This is a genomic window from Candidatus Nitrospira bockiana (genome assembly GCF_965152565.1).
Window position 1 is genome coordinate 3,883,654 of the sequence record NZ_OZ224215.1, and the last position, 23,503, is coordinate 3,907,156.

20 protein-coding genes are annotated in these 23,503 nt (G+C 61.2%); 6 read left to right on the plus strand and 14 right to left on the minus strand.

What is annotated here, in order from left to right; translation table 11 throughout:
- Positions 1–9: 9 nt before the first annotated feature.
- From ACWHYV_RS18955 to ACWHYV_RS18970, 4 genes are read right to left on the minus strand one after another with little or no spacing between them, the layout of a single operon-like run.
- Positions 10–864 carry a SirB1 family protein gene (locus tag ACWHYV_RS18955; RefSeq protein WP_447978045.1) on the minus strand — a complete coding sequence of 285 codons (855 nt, stop codon included), beginning with the start codon at positions 862–864 and terminating at the stop codon, positions 10–12.
- Between the two features lie 32 nt (positions 865–896).
- The gene (locus ACWHYV_RS18960) at positions 897–1,676 is read right to left on the minus strand and encodes an ABC transporter permease (protein ID WP_447978046.1); all 780 of its coding nucleotides are present in this window, start codon (positions 1,674–1,676) and stop codon (positions 897–899) included.
- Positions 1,673–2,656: an ATP-binding cassette domain-containing protein gene (locus ACWHYV_RS18965; RefSeq protein ID WP_447978047.1), complete on the minus strand. Its 984-nt coding sequence runs from the start codon at positions 2,654–2,656 to the stop codon at positions 1,673–1,675. Before ACWHYV_RS18965 ends, ACWHYV_RS18960 begins: the two co-directional genes overlap by 4 nt.
- Complete coding sequence (locus tag ACWHYV_RS18970; RefSeq protein WP_447978048.1) at positions 2,653–3,321, minus strand: LON peptidase substrate-binding domain-containing protein; 669 nt, start codon at positions 3,319–3,321, stop codon at positions 2,653–2,655. The genes ACWHYV_RS18965 and ACWHYV_RS18970 overlap by 4 nt, the downstream gene beginning before the upstream one ends.
- 131 nt (positions 3,322–3,452) lie before the next feature.
- Between ACWHYV_RS18970 and ACWHYV_RS18975 the strand changes: the two genes are divergently transcribed.
- The 3 genes from ACWHYV_RS18975 to ACWHYV_RS18985 all read left to right on the plus strand — a co-directional run bounded on the left by ACWHYV_RS18975 (position 3,453) and on the right by ACWHYV_RS18985 (position 6,413).
- On the plus strand, positions 3,453–4,625 hold the full coding sequence (locus tag ACWHYV_RS18975; RefSeq protein WP_447978049.1) for a lipocalin-like domain-containing protein: 1,173 nt from the start codon (positions 3,453–3,455) through the stop codon (positions 4,623–4,625).
- Between the two features lie 62 nt (positions 4,626–4,687).
- On the plus strand, positions 4,688–5,674 hold the full coding sequence (locus ACWHYV_RS18980) for a WD40/YVTN/BNR-like repeat-containing protein (RefSeq protein ID WP_447978050.1): 987 nt from the start codon (positions 4,688–4,690) through the stop codon (positions 5,672–5,674).
- A gap of 229 nt (positions 5,675–5,903) precedes the next feature.
- A complete protein-coding gene (locus ACWHYV_RS18985) occupies positions 5,904–6,413 on the plus strand; it encodes an HTH domain-containing protein (RefSeq protein WP_447978051.1) in 510 nt (169 codons plus the stop codon).
- A 421-nt stretch (positions 6,414–6,834) separates the two neighbouring features.
- Here the strand turns inward: ACWHYV_RS18985 and lpxC are convergent, their stop codons facing one another.
- Complete coding sequence (gene lpxC, locus ACWHYV_RS18990) at positions 6,835–7,755, minus strand: UDP-3-O-acyl-N-acetylglucosamine deacetylase (RefSeq protein ID WP_447978052.1); 921 nt, start codon at positions 7,753–7,755, stop codon at positions 6,835–6,837.
- A gap of 304 nt (positions 7,756–8,059) precedes the next feature.
- Here lpxC and ACWHYV_RS18995 point away from each other — a divergent pair, with 304 nt between their 5' ends.
- From ACWHYV_RS18995 to ACWHYV_RS19005, 3 genes are all read left to right on the plus strand, one after another.
- Complete coding sequence (locus ACWHYV_RS18995) at positions 8,060–8,815, plus strand: glycosyltransferase family 2 protein (protein ID WP_447978053.1); 756 nt, start codon at positions 8,060–8,062, stop codon at positions 8,813–8,815.
- Between the two features lie 86 nt (positions 8,816–8,901).
- Positions 8,902–9,159: a lipid-A-disaccharide synthase N-terminal domain-containing protein gene (locus tag ACWHYV_RS19000; protein WP_447978054.1), complete on the plus strand. Its 258-nt coding sequence runs from the start codon at positions 8,902–8,904 to the stop codon at positions 9,157–9,159.
- Positions 9,156–10,847, plus strand: a complete 1,692-nt coding sequence (locus ACWHYV_RS19005; RefSeq protein ID WP_447978055.1) for an ArnT family glycosyltransferase — start codon at positions 9,156–9,158, stop codon at positions 10,845–10,847. Before ACWHYV_RS19000 ends, ACWHYV_RS19005 begins: the two co-directional genes overlap by 4 nt.
- Before the next feature lie 136 nt (positions 10,848–10,983).
- Here ACWHYV_RS19005 and ACWHYV_RS19010 read toward each other — a convergent pair whose 3' ends face one another.
- From ACWHYV_RS19010 to ACWHYV_RS19050, 9 genes are all read right to left on the minus strand, one after another.
- The gene (locus tag ACWHYV_RS19010) at positions 10,984–12,075 is read right to left on the minus strand and encodes a phosphatase PAP2 family protein (RefSeq protein ID WP_447978056.1); all 1,092 of its coding nucleotides are present in this window, start codon (positions 12,073–12,075) and stop codon (positions 10,984–10,986) included.
- Positions 12,075–13,175 carry a TolB family protein gene (locus tag ACWHYV_RS19015; RefSeq protein WP_447978057.1) on the minus strand — a complete coding sequence of 367 codons (1,101 nt, stop codon included), beginning with the start codon at positions 13,173–13,175 and terminating at the stop codon, positions 12,075–12,077. The genes ACWHYV_RS19010 and ACWHYV_RS19015 overlap by 1 nt, the downstream gene beginning before the upstream one ends.
- Positions 13,172–15,301 carry a M1 family metallopeptidase gene (locus tag ACWHYV_RS19020; RefSeq protein WP_447978058.1) on the minus strand — a complete coding sequence of 710 codons (2,130 nt, stop codon included), beginning with the start codon at positions 15,299–15,301 and terminating at the stop codon, positions 13,172–13,174. The genes ACWHYV_RS19015 and ACWHYV_RS19020 overlap by 4 nt, the downstream gene beginning before the upstream one ends.
- A gap of 36 nt (positions 15,302–15,337) precedes the next feature.
- Complete coding sequence (gene ftsY, locus ACWHYV_RS19025; protein ID WP_447978059.1) at positions 15,338–16,249, minus strand: signal recognition particle-docking protein FtsY; 912 nt, start codon at positions 16,247–16,249, stop codon at positions 15,338–15,340.
- Positions 16,236–16,751, minus strand: a complete 516-nt coding sequence (ybeY, locus tag ACWHYV_RS19030) for an rRNA maturation RNase YbeY (protein WP_447978060.1) — start codon at positions 16,749–16,751, stop codon at positions 16,236–16,238. The genes ftsY and ybeY overlap by 14 nt, the downstream gene beginning before the upstream one ends.
- Positions 16,751–17,794, minus strand: coding sequence for a PhoH family protein (locus tag ACWHYV_RS19035; protein WP_447978061.1), 1,044 nt, complete (start codon positions 17,792–17,794; stop codon positions 16,751–16,753). The genes ybeY and ACWHYV_RS19035 overlap by 1 nt, the downstream gene beginning before the upstream one ends.
- A 30-nt stretch (positions 17,795–17,824) precedes the next feature.
- A complete protein-coding gene (locus ACWHYV_RS19040) occupies positions 17,825–18,658 on the minus strand; it encodes an Ig domain-containing protein (RefSeq protein ID WP_447978062.1) in 834 nt (277 codons plus the stop codon).
- Between the two features lie 268 nt (positions 18,659–18,926).
- Positions 18,927–23,066 (minus strand): pilus assembly protein, encoded by a 4,140-nt coding sequence (locus tag ACWHYV_RS19045; protein ID WP_447978063.1) that lies wholly within the window; start codon positions 23,064–23,066, stop codon positions 18,927–18,929.
- Between the two features lie 56 nt (positions 23,067–23,122).
- Positions 23,123–23,485 carry a hypothetical protein gene (locus tag ACWHYV_RS19050; RefSeq protein ID WP_447978064.1) on the minus strand — a complete coding sequence of 121 codons (363 nt, stop codon included), beginning with the start codon at positions 23,483–23,485 and terminating at the stop codon, positions 23,123–23,125.
- Between the last annotated feature and the right edge of the window lie 18 nt (positions 23,486–23,503).

Below are 23,503 nucleotides of genomic sequence, written 5' to 3' on the forward strand. Positions count from 1 at the left end.
CTCTCGCGGCTACTCGCATTCCCCTTTCTTCCCTCCCAGGATTTCCATGAATCGGTTGAGCCGCCCGACCTTGACCGGGTCGTCCAGCTTGCTGTAGATCGCCACGAGGTTCTTGAGCATGCGGATGAGAATCGCCCGATTCGAGCTCTTGCAGAGATATTTGTCTTCGAAGCCGTAGCCGGCCTGGATGAGGAACCGGGCACAGTCACGCTCGGCCAGCAGCGCACCGCCGTTGAAACAGTCGATGAAGATCTTGTATCGCTCGGACTCGAACTTGACGAGGAAATGGCCCGGCATCCCGACGCCGTGCAAGGGCAGCCCCAACCGCCGCCCGATGAGCAGGTACACGGTCGAGAGGCTGATCGGAATCCCCGTCCGCCGATCGATGACGCGGTTCAGATAGCTGTTCTCGACCTCATAGTAGTTCTTGGTGTTGCCTTTGAAGCCCTGTTCGGCGAACAGGTAGCGGTTGAGCGTCTTCACCGCCTCCTCACCCGACACGCGACGGCCCAATCGATCGCGCACCTCGGTCGCCATGTCCTCGAGCTTGGCCGTATACTCGGGCACGTCGAGGTTCGGAAACGCATAGCGCGCGATCAGAAACGCCCCCTTCTCCAGATCGATGTACTCGTCCGGCAGCGCGCTCACCTGGCGAAACTCCTCTTCGAGCCGCCCCCCGCGAATTTCGTCCAGGATGCCTTCGATCCGGCGGGACATTTCCGGCTGTTCGATCTCGGCTTCCATCAGCAAGGGGATGGCGCCGTCGCCGATCTCCACGAGTTTCCCGCTGATCGTCCGCGCGATGCGGTCGTCTTGATCGGAGAGGAGACGGATCAAGGCTCTAATCTGACTTTCATTGACCATCAGATCCTCTTACGCGGCGCCCCGGCGGGCGCTCAGCCGAGCGCCCGGCGAAACGCCCGGGTGCTGCCGTACAGGCACAGCGCGTCGAACACGAGCATGATGATCACGACCATCCCGACCTTGGGGAGCGCGTCGGCCCAGCCCGACAGAATCAACGGACGCACCGCGTCGATGGCCCAGGTCATCGGATTGAACAAGGCGAGGAGTTGCATCCACCCGGGCATCGCCGACAAGGGGACCAAGGCCGAGCTCAAAAAGATCATGGGCAGCGAGAGAAATCCGAGCATCGAGAAAAAATCTCCGTGGCTCTTCACGGAGAAGGCCATCGCCATGGAGATCGCGGTGAGGCCGACACCGAAGAGGATCCCGATGAGGAGGATCACGGCGATGCCGCCGAGGCCGGTCGCCGGATGCACGCCGAAGAGGGAGGCGACGCCGAGGATGACGAGGACCTGGAGCGACGTGACGGCCATCACGAAGATGAACCGGCTCAAGATGACCGAGGACCGCCGGATCGGGGTCGACATCAAGCGCTCGAGGAAGCCGTTTTCCTTGTCGAAGAGGAGGTCGACGCCGCCCGCCAATCCATTGTTCAGGACGGTCATCACGACGACCCCCGCCGCGAGGAAGCTGATGTAGTTCGGCGCCTGCATGACCTGCGTGTCGGCCGCCCGCTGAAACAGGTTGCCGAAGAAGATGAGCCAGAAGAGCATGGGCTGCAGGAGTGTAAACAGGAGGCTGAACCGCTCCCGGCTCAACCGCCGCACCCAGCGCATCGTCAGCGCGGTGATTTCTTGAACGGATTCCCTCACGAGACACCGTCTTCCTGGGGCGGCTCTTCTCTGAACGGCCGGCCGGTGTAGGCCATGAAGACGTCGTCGAGGCGGGGCCGATGGTACTCGATCGCTTCCAGTCGACATCCGACGCGATTGGCGACTTCCAGCACGGCCGGGAGGGCCTTCTCGGAGGATTCGACGCGCACTTCGACTCTGGGAGGCTTGACGGTGACCGCACGCACGGACGGTAACGCGGTGAGCGACTCGGCCAAGGGCGCCAGACGCTCCTCATGTCCCGACCCAACGGTCAAGGACACGCTGTCCCCGCCGAGCCCCGCCTTCAATTCGGCCGGCGACCCGAGCGCTTTGATGCGCCCGCCGTCGATGAGGGCGATCCGGTCGCACAATTGATCGGCCTCATCCAGATAGTTGGTCGTCATCACGATCGTCATGCCCTCGGACTTCAAACGGCGGATATAGTCCCAGATACGCAAGCGACTCTGGACGTCCAACCCCAGGGTCGGCTCGTCCAAGAACATGACCCGAGGGTTCGGCAGCAGGCCGCACGCGATGTCCAGCTTGCGCTTCATGCCGCCGGAATAGTTTTTCGCCGGCTGATCGGCTCGATCTTCCAGATCCACCAGCTTCAGCAGCGCATCGATCCGGCGCTGCGCCTCCTCCTTGGGAAGATGATACAAATCCGCCAGCAACAGCAGGTGCTCGCGTCCCGTCAAAAAACGATCCAGCGCCCGTTCTTGGGGCACATAGCCGATCACCCTGCGGACTCGGTCCGGGTCGGCGATGATGTCGATCCCCATCACCCGCGCCGTCCCGGCGGTCGGCCGGAGCAACGTGATCAGCATGCGCAAGGTCGTGCTCTTCCCCGCCCCGTTCGGGCCCAGAAGACCGAACACCTCCCCACCGTAGACCTGGAAAGACAGGTTGTCCACCGCGCGGCGATCACCGAACGTCTTGGTCAGTCCCGACACATCGATGGCGACGGCGCGGTCGTTCATCCCCATCCCCGGTGGTCATCGCGTTCATACAGCTTGAACTGCAGCAGATCGCCGAGCCGCCGTGCCCGCTGAGGCACGCTGTCGGCTTCCAGCAGGAGTTGCTTTTCGAGGGGAGTGAGGTCGAGAAACGTGCAGAGGCTGTTGACGAGGAGGTCGTCCTGCGCGGCGGCATCCAGGAACCTGCGCCACACGTGTTCCGTCTGACGGCGAGCCGCGTACTCCCGAAGGGTGCTCATCAACCCTACCCGCAGGTGCGGCTCCAGTCGTTCGGCCGGCTCGGGCAGTAGCGTGATCCGAGCCTGGCGGTAGCTCTTGTGCGCGACCTCTTCGCAGATCCGATACCGATGCAGCCCCTGCAAGACGATATTGGAGCGCCCATCGGGTAAGGGTTGCACGCTCGCCAATCTCCCCACGCACCCGATCTCGTACACGGGCGGGTTCCCCTCGTAATCCGGCTCCCATCCTTCCTTGAGCAGGACCATCCCGATGCACCGTCCTTCATGACTCGCATCCGCGACCATCTCTCGATAGCGCGGCTCGAAGACATGGAGTGGAAGAAAGGTCTTGGGGAAGAAGACGACATTGGGCAGGGGGAACAGCGGGATGGAGTCCGGAACCTGCAGGAGTGAGGACTCATCGGCGGACCGGCTCGGCTCCAAAGACATGCCTCACGATAGCCGATGCATGACGATCCTGTCAACGGCGACGCCGCTCGCCCGAGGGACACGAAAACGGAGAAACGCCTTGTCAATATTGGCGATTGCGCATTGCGCCTCTGCGTGTTATAAGCCACGCCATGAGGAGACTCTTGGACGGCGTTCGCAGGCGCGTCGATGCTCCTGTCCGGGCCTCTCTTCTCCCCGCCTGCTGGGCGATCCTCGCCTGTCTCTGCACGGCACCCGTGTGGGCGGACGATCGGGCCGCGGTGGTGTTTCGCCAAGCCGAGTCAGGCTACCGGTTCGAATTCCCCCGCGATCACGGCTCACACGACGAGTTCCGGACCGAATGGTGGTATTACACGGGTCATCTCACGACCGAGGACGGCCGGCGCCTCGGCTACGAGCTCACGTTTTTTCGACAGGGTCTCGAGGACGCCCGCGCGCACGCCAACCCGTCTCGGTGGGCCGTGCGCCATCTCTACCTCGCCCATGCGGCCGTCAGCGATCTGGCGCGGACTCGGTTTCACTATGCCGAGAAAGTGAGCCGAGCCGGACTCGGCAAGGCCGGCGCGGAAAGCGGCGCGCTTCATGTTTGGATCGACGATTGGAGTCTCGCAGCCGTGCGCCCGGATCACCGCGAACACCATCTGAAGGCGATCGCCGAGACCTTCGCCTTTGATCTCGTGCTCACCGCCCAGAAGGACCCGGTGGTGCACGGGGAATCAGGGATCAGCCGTAAAGGGCGACAGCCCGGGCAAGCCTCCCATTACTATTCCTTCACCAGGCTGGCCACGTCGGGGACTCTTTCCCTCGAGGGCCGCACCTTCCGGGTGCACGGGACCAGTTGGATGGACCATGAATTCGGATCGGGGAAATTGGGCGACGATCAGGTGGGATGGGACTGGTTCAGCATGCAATTCGAGAACGGCTCAGAGCTCATGCTGTATCGCCTGCGCCGCAGCGACGGCGCCGCCGACCCGGCTTCATCCGGCACGTTCGTGCGGTCCGACGGCACCACGCACGCGCTCTCGCTGTCCGACGTGCTGATCACGGTCATCGACTACTGGACGAGTCCGGTGAGCGGCGCCCGCTACCCGAGCGGCTGGCGAATCTCGATTCCATCCTTGGCGCTCTCGGTGTCCGTCACGCCGAAGATGTCGGCGCAAGAGCTGAGGACGACGCGCAGCACTCGCGTGACCTACTGGGAAGGCGCCGTGTCGATCCGCGGACAGCTCCACGGGCAGCCGCTGACCGGTGAGGGGTACGTGGAGCTCACCGGCTACGCAGAGGTTTTCGCGCCGCCATCGTGACGCCCCAACGAGGACCAGACGGCTTTTCATGGACCCGAAGAGCGATCCCGGGCGTCCTTTTGGTGTGCCTTCTTCCCCTGTCCGGGTGCGGCGGACAAAGCGAGGCCATCGTCTCGATCGCCGCTCACCCCACGAACCCGCGCATCCTCTACGTCGCCACGAATGACTCGGTCTACAAGACACGGGACGGCGGAGACACGTGGGAGCGCATGGCTACCGACTTGAGCACCTATCGGGTGCTCTCGCTGGCCCTCGACCCGCAGCATCCCGCGACCGTCTATGCCGGCACGATGTTCGACGCCGTCTACAAGAGCCCGGACGGCGGCCAACGGTGGATCGCTCATAACGCCGGATTGAAAGAGCACGTCTCGGTCGTGAATCAATTCGTGTTCGACCCGCGCGACCCGGAGACCATCTACGCGGCGACGACGGTCGGGGTCTTCCGCAGCACCGACGGCGGGCGGCTCTGGGAAGAGCGCATGGCAGGGATGAAAGAGGTCCACATCGTCGTGACGATCGCCATCGATCCCATGCGCCCTTCGATTCTCTACGCGGGAACGACGGGGGGCGCCTACCGGAGCACCGACGCCGGAGCCAGTTGGAAAAAGATCAATACCGGTCTGATCCCTCCGGAGATTCTCGATGCCTCCCTGTCGCTTGGAGTCAACATGCTCACCATCGACCCCGAGCACCCGGATACCGTGTACGCGGGGACGACTAAAGGGCTGTTCAAGACGACCGATATGGGCAATTCGTGGAGTCGAATCGGCGAGATGCTCCCGGATCAGTACATCAGCACAGTGGTGATCGATCCCCGGGCTCCGCAGACACTCTATGTCGCCGGCCGGGCCGGGGTCTTCAAGAGCTCCGATGGCGGGCGGAACTGGCAGGCGGTCAACCGGGGGCTGACGACGACAAACATCCGCACCCTTATTATTAGTCCCTTGGATTCGCACGTGCTTTATGCCGGGACCAACGGCAGCGGCCTCTATCGAAGCACGGATGGGGGGGAGCAGTGGACACCGCTCCCTCTGGTCGCCAAGACCTGACTGCTCCTTCCGCTCCCACACACGCTTGCTTGACCTGCTTCCCGCTCGTGCTTTTACGAGTTCCTCAATGCCTACAGTCTGTTCGCTTAGCTTTCACGATCTCATGCAAGCGACTGCACTTTTGGGCGAAAAGCATGTGCATGAACCGGACGATTATTTTTATATTTTTTGATTGACACAGTTTCAAAGCCATGCTACAAAGCAAGCATGTTCACAAGAGGTCTTGCTTGTGGAAGAGCTAAGAGACATTCTTGTCGGTCTTGAACAACGCATCAGCGCGTACAGGACTCGCTTGCAGGAACTTGAGAAGAAACGTAGTCGCCTCGAAGAAGAAATCGCCACCATCAAGAAATACCTCGAATTGGCCGAAACGCTCTACCGCGTGGAGGCCGACAAGGCGAAGCTCGCCAGCCTTTCCAGCCAAATCATCACCGACGACAAAGGGGTCCGCCCGCTTCCTGTCATGGACGTGACCGATCAGTCTCGAGAAATTTTGCTCGGGCGCAGCAAATATGTGGGAATGAGCGTCCCGGAAGCTGCCTATCAAATCCTGCGGGAGGCCAAGCACTCCATGCATGCCAAGGAGCTGTTCCAACGCTTGGTCGAAGGCGGTATCCAGATCAAGGGGAAAACTCCGCTCACCTCTGTCGCGACGAGCTTGAAACGGGACAAGCGATTCAGGAAGGTGGGTCCCAATACGTTTGAAGCGCTCGAAGAACCCCTGACAGAAGCGGTGTAGCGTGCAACGTCATTCGCTTTTCTAGCCCGGGAAAGGAGGTGAGTTCACTTGGCGACGAAGAAGGCAGCAAAGAAGAAAAAGAAGTAAGCCCGCCTATAGGACGCCGGGGGTAAGGCCACTTACCCCCGGCGTTTTTCTCTCCGGCAGAACTTTCAGATCTCTTTCCCAGATTCCTCTAGCTCAATCCCTCGCACGAGGGTGCGGAGGGTTGGTTCGTCCGCCAATGGACCATAAGCCTCCACATCGGCGTGCATGTCATACGATGCGCGGCGTCTCAGCTCGGCCGAATACGGGACTCACCGAATCCAAGCCCCAGCGGGCGACGAGCAGCGACATGAGAAATCGTCAGGGCGGAGACGGGAGAGGTTCTTGCGACCGAGAGCCTTCGAAAGACTGTAGCGAAATCGATCGACTGGGGCAATCAGCAGTAGGAAGCCGGCTGTGCAGTATAAAGGGCGCGCGCCGCCTTTGGAGGGGCAGCCGGCTCTGGGCTGTTCATCAGCACCCACTTGTCCCGTTGCGCAAGGATCGCTGCGACGAGCTTGGTATGGAGCGCGTGCCCAGCCCGGTCGGCAATGACGTGCCCCACGACCGGCAGGCCGAGGAACGCGAGGTCGCCGATCAAGTCCAGCACCTTGTGACGCACGAATTCGTCGTGGAACCGTAGCCCTGATTCGTTCAACACCCCGTTCTCGGACAGCACCACCGTGTTGTCCAGCGAGCCACCCTTCCCCAGTCCACGCGCCCAGAGCTGCTTCACTTCTTTCATGAAGCCGAAGGTACGCGCCCCGGCCACGGCATCCTGAAACCGTGCAGGGGAGGAGTCGTACACATATGTCTGCCGTTGGATGAGCGGGTGGTCGTATTCGATCGAGTAGGTGATGCGGCAGGTCGGGGACGGCTCGACGACAATGCGCTTGTGCCCTTCGATCACTTGAATCGGCTGGGTGATCTTGATGAAGGCCTGCGGGACCCCCTGCGGCACAACGCCCGCCGCCTGGATGAGGTTCACGAAGGGCTGTGCGCTGCCATCCATCACCGGGACCTCCCCGGCGTCCAACTCGATGACCACGTTATCCACGCCCAGCCCGGCAAGGGCGGCCAAGATGTGCTCGACGGTTTTCACGACGACGCCCTCGGAGCTGATCGTGGTGCAGAGCTCCGCGGGCACGAGGTTGGCGACATTGGCGCGAAGCGCCACCTGCTTCTTGCCGGTGCTCGCAATGAAAATGATCCCGGTGTTCGGCGCGGCAGGTACCAGTTTGAGGGAAACGGGAACACCGGTGTGAAGCCCGACGCCTGAACAGGTGAGCGACCTTGCTATCGTGTGTTGTTGCCGCATAAGAGGTCGGACGTTAGGAAAGCAACCGCCATGCCATGATGGTGGCAAGACGACATTAATGTAAGCCATTGACATACGTGAAATATTTTTGATGTCTTCCCTATGCACGCTTCAGCGACCATGTTGTAAAAACAAAACACTGTTGTGTTTTGAGTTCCCTCGGAATGCTGATGCCTTCGCATTTTTCCCGCATCTCGTGTGGGTGCGTACGGCTCGACTCGGATAAGCACGAACGGCCGACGTTTGACCGTGTCAGAGTGTTTCAGTAGAATGGGCAAACGCCTCGAGGAGTTGTGCCTCTGTCATGACAGTATCACCCCGTCCGTGGGTTTCGGTCGTCATCCCCGTCAAAGACGAACGAGACAACCTCCCGACGCTCACCGAACAACTCTTGAAGGTTCTCGGCAGCGTGCCCACTTCTCGGAGCGGTTCGTTCGAAATCCTCTACATCGACGACGGCAGCACGGACGGCAGCGGCGAGGTTCTGGATAATCTCGCGTCACAGCACCGAGAAGTCAAGGTGATTCACTTCGATCGAAACTACGGCCAAACGTCCGCGTTCGACGCGGGATTTCGAGCCGCCTCGGGTGATCTCATCGTCACCATGGACGGTGACCTCCAATTCGATCCGGTCGACATTTTGACGCTGCTCCCGCTTGCGACCCAATACGATTTGGTGTGCGGCTGGCGCAAGGATCGCCATGACAATATCATCCGGAAGATTTCGTCGCGCATTGCAAATTGGGTCCGGAGTCGGATCACCGGCGACCGTGTCCACGACACCGGATGCTCGCTCAAGGTGTTTCGCCGTCCGGTGATCCAGCGGATGACGCTGTTCGAGGGAATGCACCGCTTCTTCCCCGCGCTGGCCTTGATGCACGGGTTCACCGTCACCGAGGTTCCCGTCCGCCATTATCCCCGGGCGCATGGTCTCTCGAAATACGGCGTCGGCAACCGTTTGTTCAAGGGCTTGTACGACCTGGTGGCGGTACGATGGATGCAGGCTCGCTGTCTTCGCTATCGCTGCCGGGACATCGGCTCCGATCCTCCTCGCGCCTGAGATCGCGCCCGCAACCGATGGCCTCGCTCTCGTCAACCGAAACTCTGTGGATCGCGATCGGCTTTCTCGGCCAGGGCGTTTTCTTCATGCGCTGGGTCGTTCAGTGGCTCGCGTCCGAACGAAGCGCGGAAAGCCGGGTGCCGATCGGATTTTGGTACATGAGCCTGATCGGCGGGCTCATCACCCTCGCCTACGCGCTGTATCGTCGCGACCCGGTGTTCATCGCGGGTCAAAGCGTCGGGACCTTTGTCTATCTTCGCAACCTCATGCTCATCCATCGACGCGCTTCCGCCCCCACCGCCGTCGAGCCCCCGTCCCCTGAAGCGGCCGCAGGTGATCGTTGAGAAGGTGGGGCCCGCCGCTCGCCCTGCTGGCGCTGGCCGCCTGCTTGTTGTTCCTGGATCTGGGGACACTCGGACTGACCGACCGGGACGAAGGAAGCAATGCCGAGGCCGCCCGTGAGATGGTCGAAACCGGCAACTGGCTCTATCCCACGCTCAACGGCGTCCCTCGCTTCGCCAAACCCATTTTCATTTACTGGCTGACGGGCGGCGCGTACGTTCTCTTCGGCGTCAGCGAATTCACCGCTCGGCTTCCCTCGGCCGTATTCGCCGTCGGCCTCATCTTGCTGCAATACGGGTTCCTCACTCGCCTGTGTGGCGCGCTCGTCGGGCTCTTCGGCGCGCTGATGCTGCTGCTCAACATCGAAATGATCGCCATCGGCCGCATGGCCTTGACCGACAGCGTCCTGATCTTTTTTACGACGCTGTCGCTGTACGGATTGTGGTTGGGGATCCATGGGGAGGGACGTGCGCGGCACTTCGTCTGGCTGTTCTACCTCGGCATGGCGCTCGGAACCCTCACGAAAGGTCCGGTCGGCGTGCTCGTCCCGCTGCTGGGAGCCGTTCCCTACCTCTTCATCGCCGGGCGATGGCGCCAGTTCTGGCAGAACGGGTACCCGCTCGCCGGGCTCGCGCTCTTCGTGCTGCTGACCGTCCCCTGGTACGCGATGATGTTGGTCATCCACGGCACCCGCTATATCGACTCGGCGCAGGCGGATACGGTCGGCCGCTTCTTCAACATCATTGGAGGCCATGGGGGAACGTTATTCTTCTATGTCCCGGTCTTGCTGTTCGGGTTCTTTCCCTGGAGCGGCTTCCTTCCGGCCGCGATCTGGCAAGCCGTCAAAAGCTGGCGGACAGGGCTCCGCGAACGCGAGCTGGAATGGTTTGCCGCTTGCTGGCTGATCGCGGTCTTCGTGTTTTTCTCGCTGTCGGCCACGCGGCTCCCTCACTATATCGGCCCCCTCTTTCCAGCAGCCGCTCTGCTCACCGCCATCTATTGGAACCGCAGCCTGGCCGAACCTCGGACGCCCGGCCTACGCCTGTCATTCCGCCTGTTGATGCTGCTCGGTTATCTCTTGGGATTCACGCTGATCTCCGCGTCCTTCCTGTACTCCACGTTTCTTGACAAGATCACCCGGGAGTTCCCGGCCGCCGCCCAGGCCGATCCCGGGGCGGGGCCGATGGTAGCCGGGTTGCTCCTCATCATCGGCGTCGGCGTGGTCGCGTACTTCGGATTGTCCGAAGACCGACGTGCGGGGGCGTTTTGGGCTGCCGGGGCGACGCTGTTTCTCGTCATACTGATCGCGCTTGAAGTCACGCTGCCCCGCTTCAGCAGGTATTTCATCGATCCTCCGCACGAGCTCGCCTACATCGCCGGGTTGAACCTACAGCCGGAGGAGCAATTGATCGTCTATGGTCCTCCCAAACCTTCGGTCCTCTTCTATGCCCGACGCCGTGCGATCATGGTCAAGCCCGGTGAAGAGGAACAGATGAAGCCGCACCTGGCCGGCCCACACCGCACGATGATTCTCTTACCCTCCCGGCTCAAATCGCGGCTCCCGCCCGAGGCATCCGGCTTCTCTACGATCTTGGATCGCTTCGGCTATAGTCTGCTGTCAAGCGAACCAATGCTGAGGTTGCCCGAACAGCCGAAGCCCGCGATTCCTCCAAACCCGCACGGCTTCTGATCCGCGGGCTTGGCGGATCGTTCCCCTCATTCACATACCGCCACACACCGCGCAGGTAGTCCGCCGCCACTGCGGTAAGGGACAAACGAGGCCGGAGCCCCGCGTGGGACCAAAGAAGGCGCTGATGATGTCGGGCTTACGGAAGCGACAGGATCGGCAGCGCGCCCTTGAGACCGTAGATGGCCAGCAGCGCCAAGACCAGGCCCACCGTCAGCGGCAGCTCGTGCAGCAAGGCTCGGTAACGAGCCGCTCGATCGTCGTCGGTTGCGCTTTTTGCGCCGTCGAGACTGACGGATACCCCTCGCTCCAGCCACTTCGCGACCGACAGGATGCCGGTGAGCGCCACCACGAGCCAGGACCCGCTGGCGACCGCAAGGCCGAGGATGATGAGCAGGTTGGAGAAAAGAACCCGGTGTGCCGGGTATCCACAAGCCGACCCGGCCAGGCGAGCCTGGATCCGGATGCCCAGCCCGACGGCAGCCGTCCCGACACCGACGACGAGCATCAGGCGGATGACCGCCTTCTCGGCCGGAAAAGAGGCAGCCAGCCACACCGCACCGAATACCAAGACGAGCGGAGGCGCCAGACCAACCAGCGCGCGCCCGATGGACCGGCGCCAGTCACGGAGCGGCTCGGCTACGGTCCACCCGATGACCGTGCCCAGGCAGACGCCGGCCACGACGTCCGTGGGGAAATGCGAGCCGCGGACCACACGGCTGAGCGCGACGAAGCCGGCCATGAGGTAAGCCGGCCATGAGAGCTCGGGATAGCGTCGTGCGATCACGGCGGCCACGGCGAACGAGGCGGTCGTATGGCCGGACGGGAACGAATCCAAGCCGGCCTCGAGAGAGGGGGCCCACGGGAATCCGTTATCGGCGTGCAGGAGCCGCGGCCGCGGGCGGCCGATGCCGTGCTTCAACAGCTGTGTGAGCAACGCGGCCGCTCCATGCGCGAGGAGCGTTTGCATCCCAAGGGCCTGAAGCGCTCGTCGCTTGGTGACGCCGCCGGCGGCGAGCATCAAGACGCTGAAGGCGACCAGAACCGCTCCGCTTCCCAGTCGAGTACCCAGGTCGCCGAGGCGTTCGAGCCAGTCGAGGTGGATCGATCGCACGAATCGTGCAGAGGGGAGATCGAGCTGAAAGAAGCCCCACAAGACAATGCCGATGGCAAGGAACGACAGGAGCGCCGGGAAGATCAGGCGTCGAGACCGGCACTCGCCGGACGGCATTACGGCACCCAATCAGCAAGAAACACGTTGAACTCTCCGGGAGCCTTGGCGTTCCGGTCGGAGATCCACACCAATTGCTTCCCGTCGGGTGAGAACATGGGAAAGCTGTTGAAATGCCCCTCGGTGGTCACCCGCTCACCGCCGCTCCCGTCGTCCCGAACGAGATAGAGATGGAAGCTCGGACGCCCCCCCGGCGTGCGATCGTGCTCATTGGACGAGTAGATGATGCGCCGGCCGTCGGGATGAAAAAACGGGGCGAAGTTGGACGCACCGTTCCGCGTCACTTGGCGCTTGCCACTGCCGTCCGCATTCATCACGAAGATTTCCAGTTGGCTCGGCTCCACCAAATTTTGCTTCAGGAGCGACTGATAGGCTTCGAGGTCGTCGTTGTTGGTGGGGTGCGAGGCCCGATACACGATCCGACGGCTGTCAGCGGAGAAGAAAGGGCCCCCATCATACCCGGGTTCGTCCGTGAGCCGGCGGACGTGCGTGCCGTCGAGATTCATCGCGTAGATATCGAGATCTCCGTCGCGGACCGAGGTGAAGACAATGGTCTTGCCGTCGGGTGAGATCGTGGCCTCGGCATCGTACCCCGGCGTCGCCGTCAGCCGCTGTATTTCCTGCCCGTCGAGCCGGACTGAAAAAATATCGTAGTCGTCCAGGGCCCAGCGATAGCGACCGTCCCGCTTCGCCTTCGGGGGACAGTTCGGTCCTTTCAGATGCGTCGAGGAGAACAAGACTCGCCGGTCCCCCGGAAAAAAGTAGCCGCATGTCGTGGCACCGGTTCCGGTACTGACCAGGCGGATCGTGCTGGTCTCCAGATCCATCACGTACATTTGATAGCAATCGAAGGCGGGAACCGGACCCGTTTGACTTTCCGCGAAGCTGCCGCTCGTCCAGTTGTTGGTCGATTGAAAGATCAACTTCGTCCCGCTGAAAGAAAAATAGGCTTCGGCATTCTGACGACCGAACGTGAGCTGCCGGATATTGGTCAGGTGCGGTTCCGAAGAGGCCCCCGGCTTCTGGGACGATGAAAGTCCCAAGAACGGGAGACCGAGAGCGAGCGTCGTCAGGAGCATGAGGACACGCATGAGCATCATTCGATCATCCTTGTGAGTGGATCAGCGGGTGGAAAATCGCCGCGTGCCACGACCCGACCGTCGTCGAAAATCACGTAGCTCTGCCACCCATAAAAAAACAAGAGCCGGGCGACCTTGGCGGTGGCGTCCGGTGAGGCGCCATAAAACACGCTCACGACCTGGTCCGGGCTCTCGGGCCGCCGGCAGGACACCAGCGCGGCCATCTTCGGACTCCGGTACGTCTGCCCGGCGATACGCACCCCCTCGTCGCGAAATTCCACCTGCTCCCCGCACCAGTGATCCGCGGTCGCCACGAACGAGTTGGTCCCTGGACCGCCGAGGACGAGGACCGACGCCTTTCCAAGCGCCTCCCCCCCATACGTGGCGGTCCGGTGCGGAGCCTCGGACATCACTCTCTCCGCCAGCTCGAGATAGGGAGCCCGCGCCGCGCCCTCGCCCCCATCGGGCAGCACGAGCACTCGGCGAGCATCCGTCACGAACAAATTCAGCATCGGGACAAGATGGCGACGCTCGATACGGCGGAAGGTGTCAAAGTCGGGATCGAGACTGACGGCGATCGGTCGAGCCGGTACAGAGACGATCATGTCGTGTTCGGTGGAGTCGAGGCGAAGCCAGGTGGTCCATGCCTCTCCTCCGCTCAGATCGACGCGCAATTTCATGGAGACCGTATAGGGAGGCATAGCCTGTGAGATCCTGAGACGCACCGCAGGCCCCTTTGAATCGAGGGGCTCGGCGTGGGTCAGCTCCACCCGGGGCGCGCCCGCTCGCTCGACCCACTGCGAGAAAAACCAGCGCAGATCTTTACCGGCCGCAGTCGAAAAGGCCGCTTCGAGATCGCGCCATTGGGCATATCGGCCTCCATAGTCGCCGACGAACCCTCGTAGGGCAGGCCAGAACACCTCGTCGCCTAGTTCGGTTCTCAGCATATGAAAGACCATGGCGGCCTTCTGATACCCGATCGCATTGTCCTTTTGATCCGTCTTGTGGGTGAACCGAGCGACCGGATAGTCCTGATCGGGATCCACGTAGACGGCATACCCGACCACCATCAAGCGTCGCTGTTCACGGCTCTGCTCGGATGTTCCCGTTAATTCTTCATAATAGTAATTCGCCAGATAGGTGGTCAGGCCTTCGACCCAGTTTCCGTCCTCGGTCCTGTTGAACACCCAATTCCCGATCCAAGAATGGACGATCTCATGCCCCAAGGCATACGCCTGTACATAGTGGCGCTTGATGACCCCGCTGCCCAGGAGCGTGAACGAGGGCATCCCCAACCCGCTTGCGAAAAAATTCTCGACGACGGCGAACTTGGGATAGGGGTAGGGTCCGAGGAGTTTCGTGTACGTCGCCAGATATCGAATGGAGGCATCCAGATACTCGGACGCGAGCGCGGCATCTTCGGGAAACAGGTACGCGGCGACGCCGATCCCGTTCCATTGTCGCTGGGCGACGACGAAGCGATTCGCGACCAGCGTCAACGCCTCCGTCTTCTCGGCGACCTCCCACTCGGTCGGCGCGATGCCCGCCTGGCCCTTCGTCTCCACACGCCGGCCGTGTGTCACGGAGTGCCATCCATCGGGGAGCGTCACACGAACCCAAAAGGTCGAAAGGGACCCGCTCAGCTCAGGGTACCAGTGCGTTTCTCCGCTCAGGTACACGCCCTCCGGGCCGATGTGTCCCGCGGTTTCACTCGGGGTCACAAAACGTAACTGCCGAGCCTCACGCGGCGGGTCATTGATCTCCCCTTCGTACTCGACGGCGACCCGGACGACCTCTCCCGCCGTGAGGTGCGGTTGGAAACCAAGGAGAACGGCCTGGGCGTCCCCATTCGGATCCTGCTCTCGTATGACATGGACCGTCCCCGCCTGCTTCCTTGATTCGAGCACCGCGCGGCGAACGCGAAGGGCTTCATTGAGCCGAAGCGAGATGCGCGGAAGATCGCCCCCACTCACTTTCAGAGTCAAAGAATCTCGTGCTTGCAGCACATGGCGATCAGGAACCAGTGTGACGGTCAGGTCATGATGGAGCAGCTCGACCGACGGCGCATGTGGGGACGGGACCGCCCCATGCACGGGAAGAGCCGCGACCAACTGAAGGAGGAGGACAAGGGCGGGAAAGAGGATCATCGTCGACTGAAACCGGCAGGCCGACCGACCGCAAGGTTACCGCTGCTCGAAGAGCGCATCGACAAACTCCTTGGCCTTGAAATCCTGCAGATCGTCCACGCCCTCTCCCACGCCGATCAGCCGCACGGGAATCTTCAGCTCCTCGGCAATGGCCACGACGATCCCCCCGCGCGCGGTCCCGTCGAGCTTCGTGAGGGCAATCCCGGTTACACCCACGGCCTCATGGAACTGTTTGGCTTGCGCGAGTGCATTTTGCCCCACCGTGGCGTCCAACGTCAGGAGGACCTCGTGCGGAGCGCCTGGCAGTTCTCGGGACAAGACGCGTTTGATCTTCCGCAGCTCATCCATCAAATTCGATTTGGTATGCAGCCGTCCCGCCGTGTCGATGAGCACGACGTCGACGCCGCGCGCTCTCGCAGCGGCCAGACCATCGTAGACGACGGCCGCGGGATCCGCCCCGTGACGATGGCGAATCACATCGACGCCGACTCGTCCGGCCCATGTTTCCAACTGCTCTATCGCGGCGGCTCGAAAGGTGTCGCCTGCCACGAGGAGCGGTGTCCGCCCGGCCGCTTTTTCCCGTTGAGCGAGCTTCGCCAGCGTGGTCGTCTTCCCGACTCCATTGACCCCGACGGCGAGCAACACGAACGGCCGCGGTCCCCGTTCGATCAGCCGGCTCAGGGGTTCCCCCTCGGCGGCCTGCAGCCTCTCCAGAATCGTGCTCTTCACCAGCGAGAGCACATCGTTCTGGTCGACGCCGCGGCCCTGTTTGAGACGTTCGATCAATCGCTCGACGGTCCGGATACCGAGATCCGCCGAAACGAGCGAGGCTTCGAGCTCCTCGAGGACCTGCGGATCGGCTCCGCGGCCGATCAGTCGATTCATCGAGTCACGAACCGCGTCCCGGGTCTTGGCGAGGCCGGCGCTTAAGCGGTCAAACCATCCCATGGAAGCCCTCCGATTTCCGCCGGCCGGCATCGATGTTCCGGCGTGCCTGGGCAAGGTGAAGCAGGGCTGGAACCGGTTGGAGGCGCGCGAGGATCGCCGCCTCCTTGGTGTGCATCCGCCTGGCTTCCGCCGCACTTCGCTCGTGATCGTATCCAAGGAGGTGCAAGAGACCGTGCACGAGCAGGGCGGCCACTTCCTGACTCGGACTATGGGCCTGCTGATACGCCTGTCTGATCGCCTGAGGAATCGAAATGACGACGTCGCCCAGAAGCGAAGTGGAAGGCCCGGGCGCCTCCCGAAGGGCAAACGCCAGGACATCGGTCGTCGCGTCGATCCGCCGATACTGAGAATTCAGGGCCCGCATCCGCCGATCGCCGATGCACTCAATGCTCACGGTCGCAGCCGGATGACCTGTCAGGCGAAGAATCCGTTGGGTCAAGCGCTCGAGGGATGGCATGAGGATGCGCGTGCGGCGCAGCCGGCTCCGTACCAACACGGGCATCAGTGCGGCTGGCCTTCGTCAGACCATGAGGGCTGGGGCGGTTTGCGCAGCAGACGGCGCTTCGAACGGTCCGGCATGGCCTTCAACTCGGCTGTGCGGGATGCTCCATGCCGATCATAGGCTTTGATGATTTCCTGGACGAGTCGGTGCCGCACGACGTCCTTTTCATCGAAGTACACGAACTTGATGCCCGGGATTTCCTGGAGAATCTCCTTGATCTCCACGAGCCCGGACACTCGATCGGCGGGAAGATCGACTTGAGTAATGTCCCCGGTGACGACCGCCTTCGAGTTGAAGCCCAGTCGGGTCAAGAACATCTTCATTTGCTCGGCGGTCGCGTTCTGGGCTTCGTCCAGAATGACGAATGAGTCGTTGAGCGTTCGCCCCCGCATGAAGGCCAGAGGGGCAATTTCAATTTCGCCTCGTTCGATGAGTCGATTCGCCCGTTCCACTTCCATCATGTCGTACAGCGCGTCGTAGAGCGGCCGGAGATAGGGGTTGACCTTCGCGTACATATCGCCGGGGAGGAAGCCGAGCTTTTCTCCGGCTTCGACCGCGGGGCGTGCGAGGATGATCCGGCTCACCTGCTTTCTCGTGAGCGCCGCCACCGCCATCGCCATCGCCAAGTACGTTTTCCCGGTACCGGCGGGGCCGATCCCGATGACAATATCGTATTTGTCGATCGCCTCGATGTAGGTTTTCTGAGCGGCCGACTTGGGCGCAACGAGACGCTTCTTGGTGCTGATCGGAACGCTGCTGAGGAGAAGATCTTTGAGGGGAGTGCGACTATTGGCGCGAGAGGCCTTCAGGGCCAGCGTGACGTCCTCAGCCCTGAGCTCATAACCTTCGGACGTGAGCCCCGCCAGCTCATGGAGGACCCCCTCGGCACTTCGAACAGCTTCGGACGATCCTTCCAGCGCCACTTCGTCGCCGCGGGCCGAGATGCGCACTCCCAGTTCGTCCTCGATCAGCTTCAAGTGCAGATCTTGGCGGCCGAACAGGCTTGCAGTGTTGGTGCCTTCTCGGAGCTTCAGCTTGCGCACGCCCGGTAGAGTATGCCTCCTGGTTGAGGCTCATTCTAACAGAGCAGGAACGCGACTGACAAGGCGAGCGCGGAGTTGGAGCGTCCTGAAGGATCCCATGCGAGAAGAGACGAGGGGTGCGGTCAGGGAGAGGTCGAACTCTTGAAAGCCCCGTCCACCGATTGGATCTTTGGCCGCGACTCGGACCCGGTACACGCCGGCCGACCTTCCACCCAGCGGCCATTCGATGCGCCCGGTTGCCTCATCGATCTTCATTCCTGGCGGGGAGGCTTCAAGAGCATAGCTGACCGGATCGCCGTCGGCATCCTCGGCTTTCACCTCATAGATGAATCGGGCCAGCTCGACCTTGCTCGGGGGTGCAGACATGATTCGGGGTGGGCTGTTCTGAATCAGCAGCGGCTCCGAAAAACGCGATCGTCCCCTGCCCCACTCATCGTATGGCGTCACCTCCACCACGAATACATCACCGCGCATGGCTCCGTCGACTGGAAGAACCTCCTCCTCCCGGTCCGGCAACTCGCTGTTGTTCTTGAACCATCGGTAGCGATAGCGCACAGGGTCACCATCGAGATCCACGGCCGTCGCTTCGAGGCTCAGACGATCCCCGACCCTCGGTTCGGATGGCTTGACGACAAGCTCGGCCACCTCGGGCGGCGTGTTGCCGATGATGGTCTCGGCCGACGCCGCTGAGCCTTCAGCATGGCCGTCATACGGGACGACCGCAACCGAGACCCGGTCGCCTTTGTGCAACAGGTGAGGATCGAACGTCGATCGCGATTCGCCGTGGACGATCCGCCCGTTGACTCGCCACTGATACCGAACGGTCACCACATCGCCCTCGGGATCATCGGTCACCGTTTTCACGGATGCGACTCGATTCAGGACGAGGGGAGCAGGAATGATCTGTATGGATCGTATGGAAGGAGGGCGGTTGGTGGAGGAAGCGGCCGGTGCCGTCTGCTGGCTGTCGACGGACTCACGGGAACAGCCGACCAGGAGGAAGGTTGGGAACAACACGGCGCACGCCAGCAGCACCCGCTCGGATCGACACCCTATGGATGTCGATACACGATCTGGGGCATGAGAAGGCGCACGGAACAATCCTCTCATGCCCGACGATCGCTTCATGCGCTCACAGTCGGTGGTCGTTCCAAGAAATATAACGGCTCCACACCGCCTGGGTTCTTACGCAGTTCTTCGTGATCATCCCCGTGCTCGACTGTCCGACGATGGAGACGCTGCCTTGGCATCCCTCTCCACCGCTCGTTCCGGAGGCATCGGATCCTTGGGCTCCGATATGCACGCCCAATTGTCCCGTCTGCCCGTCGCCAAGCGAGATATTGGACTTCACCTGATCTTTCAACCCGGCCGAGCTCGTGCCGATCACATCTTGGTTGTATGCGGTGCCCGTGAGATAGAAGAGCGCATACAAGTATCCCTTTCCAAGGGAGAGACAGAGATCGTCATCGGGGACGAACGACGGGAAGAAGACGATGCCCCCGACGACGGTCGGCTTTGCCAACACTCGCTCGCGAGGCGGTACGGCAGGGCTCTGGATCGGATAGAGCAGCTTCGTGACCCAGCCCCGCTTGCTCGCCACGATGCTTTGGACGGATGTGTTGCTGGTACCGGTCAATTCAGTGGCCGTGATGCCGCCGCTGGTCAGCCCCGTCACGCTGTTGTCCGTGAAGACCTGAGCGGTCGTCACGTCGACGAGATCATTGTCCAGGCAACTGGTCGCCGTTGATTGCACGCACCCGGTCTGCACCGAGTCCTTGATGCCATAGAAATACTGCTGTTCACTGAGGCTCTTGTCCGAGGAATCATAGAACCGACCGGTGCCGAAGAAGACCCACACGTTATTGCTGTCGTCCTTCGTCACCGTCGGTGCCCCGGTAATCGGCCCGACCTCGGTTCCGCTTCCAAAGGTGCTGATGAGCTTGGTCGGCGTGCGGTTTCCACCGGCGATGCCCCAGGTATTCCCCGAACACGGGCTACCGGGACACGGCGTCGTCAAGCGATACATCTCGCCCCTCCACGGCGTCGATCCGTCATTGATCAAACTTCCGCCATACGCGACGTCGACGCGATAGTCGAGGTTGGTATCGACCGTGATCCAATCTCCCAGCATTGCCTGAAACGTCGGATCCAGCTGCGTCGAGACGTCGAAGACCTTTTTCGTTGGAGCGGGTGTCGTGAGCAGATCGTAAGCGAAGAGCCGAGACCCTTGTTTGATGGTATCGACTTTATAGTTCGTCGGGCCGGACCCGAAGAGGATAAACCACTTCGCATCAGTCGTGTCGACTTTGCAGTTCGGTGTATTGCACGGGGGCTTGAGGCGGGCGACCGACGGGTAACTCGTGCTGAAACCGAGATTGGCGTCCGTAAAGCTCCACAACAGTTTCGGCCCACCCGTCGCCTCGGGATCGGTGATATCCAAGACGAAGTACGCGCTGTAAAACTCGCGGGTATCGGTGGCGTCGATGTTGTCGCCGTCGTAGTTGAAGTCTCCCGTCACCTTCATCGCCTTGACGGCGTTGTTCGCATTCTTACAGTCCGCCGCCCCGCAACTGCCGCCGAATCGGAAGCCGGCGATCAGGATCGTTCCCCACCCGTCTGGATGCGACACACCGTTCTGACCCGTGATACAGGGAGACGGGGCACTGCCGCCGCCCGAATCACAGAAGATCCGAACGTCGGTGACCTTGGGCTTCAGATCCACGTAGTAGACGTGACTGTAAGTTTCGCTTGCCAACCAACGGAGGTGCGGCAGGAGCTCCATGGGAATGAACGCCCACAGTTCGTCTCCAAGCGGCGGGGTGTTCGACACGGGATTGGTCGAGCGCTGCGTACTGAAGAAGCCATGCTCTTTCTTGCCGCCCGTCGTCGTGTCGTCCCCTCGGGTATAGAACCCTCCATTGAAGGCGTGCAGCATGCCGTCATTCGCCCCGACATAGACGACCTGTCGTCGATCGCGGTACATCTGGTAGAACTTTTGGTAGCTGGGGTCCCCATAGATCACGTCGTACCGCTCCCGGGGCGCGGCGACCGCCGTAGGGCTGGAGTGAACAGGGTCCCCGAATTTCCAGACCTTCTTCGACGCCGTGCCGGGGACCGTCAGCGTACGGTCCCGCAGCACCAGGTTGCCCGCCCCGTCCTTGACGTCTTCCCCGCGAATCCAGGTGATGAGATTGGTCGCATTGAAAATATCGGTGGACGTGGAGACGGTCGCTGAGGCCAGGTACGGCTGCAGCAGATTGGCGTTCGCGGTCGTAAACGGAATCTCTTCGTTCGCGTCAACAATCCCGTCCGCATCCCTGTCGATCCACGTATAGATGTTCCGGGTGGACGCGTCCTTCAGGGCCAACTGCTTTCCGGCCTCCCAAAGGGGTGTGATCGAATTCAGATCGATGTTCGGCGTCATCGCTTGCGGTTTGTCCGGCTTGCCGTCACCGTCGCTGTCGATCGTGAGGTCGGCTTTCCCGTCGCCGTCCGTATCGCGGTAGCGCTCGACGTTGACGATCCCCGTCGCGCTGTCATAGACCATCTTGATGATCAGATCGTCTTCGTAGATCAGCTTCTGGTCGAGCACCGTGTCTTCGCGAAGATTGCCGAATTTGTCGATCCAGAGCCCCTGCAGATACCCGGGCCACAGAATCGTGTTCAACCCTTCCGTGATCTGTGGGAAGAAATACGCCTGGTACAGGGCACCTTCACCGGTGGAGGAGCTCGCGAGCACCGAGGCCGATGTACCGGACGCGCTGCGCTGGAGGATGCTGTTGATCGTCGCCAATAACTTGTCTTTCAAGTCGTCGGCGCTCGAAGATTCAAAGTAGGTATCAGGAATGCCATCCGGGCCTTTGGCTCCCGTGTAGTTGTTGACCTTGTCGTATTCCTGTTCCAGATCCGGAATGCTGTTGCCGTTGACGTCCTCGAACCCCCCGGCTTTGGCCGCATCCTTGAGGATATTCGAACCGGTTCCGAAGGCATAAAAGGTATACACGGTGAGATTCTGGATTTGGGTATCCGTCGGGGGGCCCGGAATAGGAACACCCGAGATGTTCAAGATCGGCAGGTTGCCGCTAGCCGGACGCAGGTCGGTCGTATGTGCATAGTAGGCGACATCGTCGAGATAGTGGGTCCCGTTATCCTGGCAAGGATCGCTGTTGACACCGCCATGGTACGCAGAGCAGACATCATCATGACCGCTGACGTGCGGAAGCTTCGAATGGGCAAGGTCTTGCAAGCCGGCGGGAATATTCTGGTCCTTGGTCGGCTGCCCGTCTGTAAAGATAATGACGAAGCTCTTACAGCAGGGCACATACTTGCCTGGGTTGCTGGCCCACGGCGATTTGAAATAGTACGGATCGTTGTTCTGATTAGGTGTATAGTCCGTGCCTCCATAGGCGGGACTGACCTGCGCAAAGTAGCGTGTCGCCTCGTACAAGGACTCCGCGAGCGGCGTCCAGGTATTTGCGCTTGTATTCTCGATGGCATTCACCATCGCGGTCATGTTGTCCCCAACATAGGCCAGCACTTTGCCGCCATCAGGGAAGTTTGGACCGGACTTGAATTCCATTAGCCCGAAGCGGGCCTTTCCTCCAATAGCCTGAATGATGCCCGTGGGCTCATATGACACGTCAACTGTTAGGGTGTAAGAACTGCTCCCGGAGCATCCGCTGTCCTTTACGACTAATTTGTCCCCGCTGCGATCGAAACATTTAGTGCCCGTCAAAGGAGACACACTATTGGCCGACATCGTGATCGAGCCGACGAATTCACTATTCTCCAGTGAAAGCTTCCCTCCCGGGTAGCAGTTCCCGTTGATACTGCGGGGCGCGCACTTGCCTCCCATCATCACCGCTTTCGCTATCTCGAGACGTGTCATGGTGATGTAGTTGAGAAAGCTGCCGTCCCATTGGCCATTACTCCCACAGCTCCCGCCGGTCGTCGGGCGATCGATCCCGACAGTAAATCTGCTGGATCCGTACGTATAGCACTTGGTTGGATCGAAGTAGCCGCCATACCCGCCTGGCTTGCCAGCATCGTAGGCTTCCCCATTCGCATGATAAGCCGACGTCTCCATGCTCCCCGAATTATCCATGACGAGAAGAATGTTCGGCGGGACGACAGCGGGAAGGAAGGCCGGCATCGCGGTGTAATCGCCGTTGCTGGGCGGCGTAACGACGGCGTCGGCTGATACCGTGTAGATCAGAATCCCGCCGGAGAGCAACAGGACCAGAGCCATCCTGACTGTCTGCTGGCGTCTCATGGTTCGTTCCTCCTCATCCATTCCGCGAATCGCGAAGGGACCACGCCTGGGCGCTCCTACTTGGGCAGAATCAAAACGAGTTGATCGATTCGCCCCATCCTCAAGTGATACAGGACCTCGGAGCCTGGCTCGATTTCTTTCAGGGCACGTGGCCGCGCGCGGTCATCCTGAATCGCGACGTCCTCTCGCAATTCATATTTCTTATGGTTGACGGCAATGAAATCCTTGCCCACGGCCGTCACCTCGCCTTTCACAAAACCCGCTAGTTGAGCCGGATTGAGTGCCTCTGCCTGTGCGACCAGCGCAAAAAACGGGCAGGTAGCCGCGATGAGCCCTGTGAGGAGCGTCGCGACAAGGGTCCATTTCATTGCAGCCACTGCCTTCAGCACACGACGCCTTGGCACAGACTGACTTCTCATGTTCGCACTCCTTTACGG

What these genes read in the sequence shown, in the direction of transcription:
- ACWHYV_RS18955 (WP_447978045.1), bottom strand. Translation starts at nt 864, where the DNA reads ATGGTCAATGAAAGTCAGATTAGAGCCTTGATCCGTCTCCTCTCCGAT.
- ACWHYV_RS18965 (WP_447978047.1), bottom strand. Translation starts at nt 2,656, where the DNA reads ATGAACGACCGCGCCGTCGCCATCGATGTGTCGGGACTGACCAAGACG.
- ACWHYV_RS18970 (WP_447978048.1), bottom strand. Translation starts at nt 3,321, where the DNA reads ATGTCTTTGGAGCCGAGCCGGTCCGCCGATGAGTCCTCACTCCTGCAG.
- ACWHYV_RS18975 (WP_447978049.1), top strand. Translation starts at nt 3,453, where the DNA reads ATGAGGAGACTCTTGGACGGCGTTCGCAGGCGCGTCGATGCTCCTGTC.
- lpxC (WP_447978052.1), bottom strand. Translation starts at nt 7,755, where the DNA reads ATGCGGCAACAACACACGATAGCAAGGTCGCTCACCTGTTCAGGCGTC.
- ACWHYV_RS18995 (WP_447978053.1), top strand. Translation starts at nt 8,060, where the DNA reads ATGACAGTATCACCCCGTCCGTGGGTTTCGGTCGTCATCCCCGTCAAA.
- ACWHYV_RS19000 (WP_447978054.1), top strand. Translation starts at nt 8,902, where the DNA reads ATGCGCTGGGTCGTTCAGTGGCTCGCGTCCGAACGAAGCGCGGAAAGC.
- ACWHYV_RS19010 (WP_447978056.1), bottom strand. Translation starts at nt 12,075, where the DNA reads ATGCCGTCCGGCGAGTGCCGGTCTCGACGCCTGATCTTCCCGGCGCTC.
- ACWHYV_RS19015 (WP_447978057.1), bottom strand. Translation starts at nt 13,175, where the DNA reads ATGATGCTCATGCGTGTCCTCATGCTCCTGACGACGCTCGCTCTCGGT.
- ACWHYV_RS19020 (WP_447978058.1), bottom strand. Translation starts at nt 15,301, where the DNA reads ATGATCCTCTTTCCCGCCCTTGTCCTCCTCCTTCAGTTGGTCGCGGCT.
- ftsY (WP_447978059.1), bottom strand. Translation starts at nt 16,249, where the DNA reads ATGGGATGGTTTGACCGCTTAAGCGCCGGCCTCGCCAAGACCCGGGAC.
- ybeY (WP_447978060.1), bottom strand. Translation starts at nt 16,751, where the DNA reads ATGCCCGTGTTGGTACGGAGCCGGCTGCGCCGCACGCGCATCCTCATG.
- ACWHYV_RS19045 (WP_447978063.1), bottom strand. Translation starts at nt 23,066, where the DNA reads ATGAGACGCCAGCAGACAGTCAGGATGGCTCTGGTCCTGTTGCTCTCC.
- ACWHYV_RS19050 (WP_447978064.1), bottom strand. Translation starts at nt 23,485, where the DNA reads ATGAGAAGTCAGTCTGTGCCAAGGCGTCGTGTGCTGAAGGCAGTGGCT.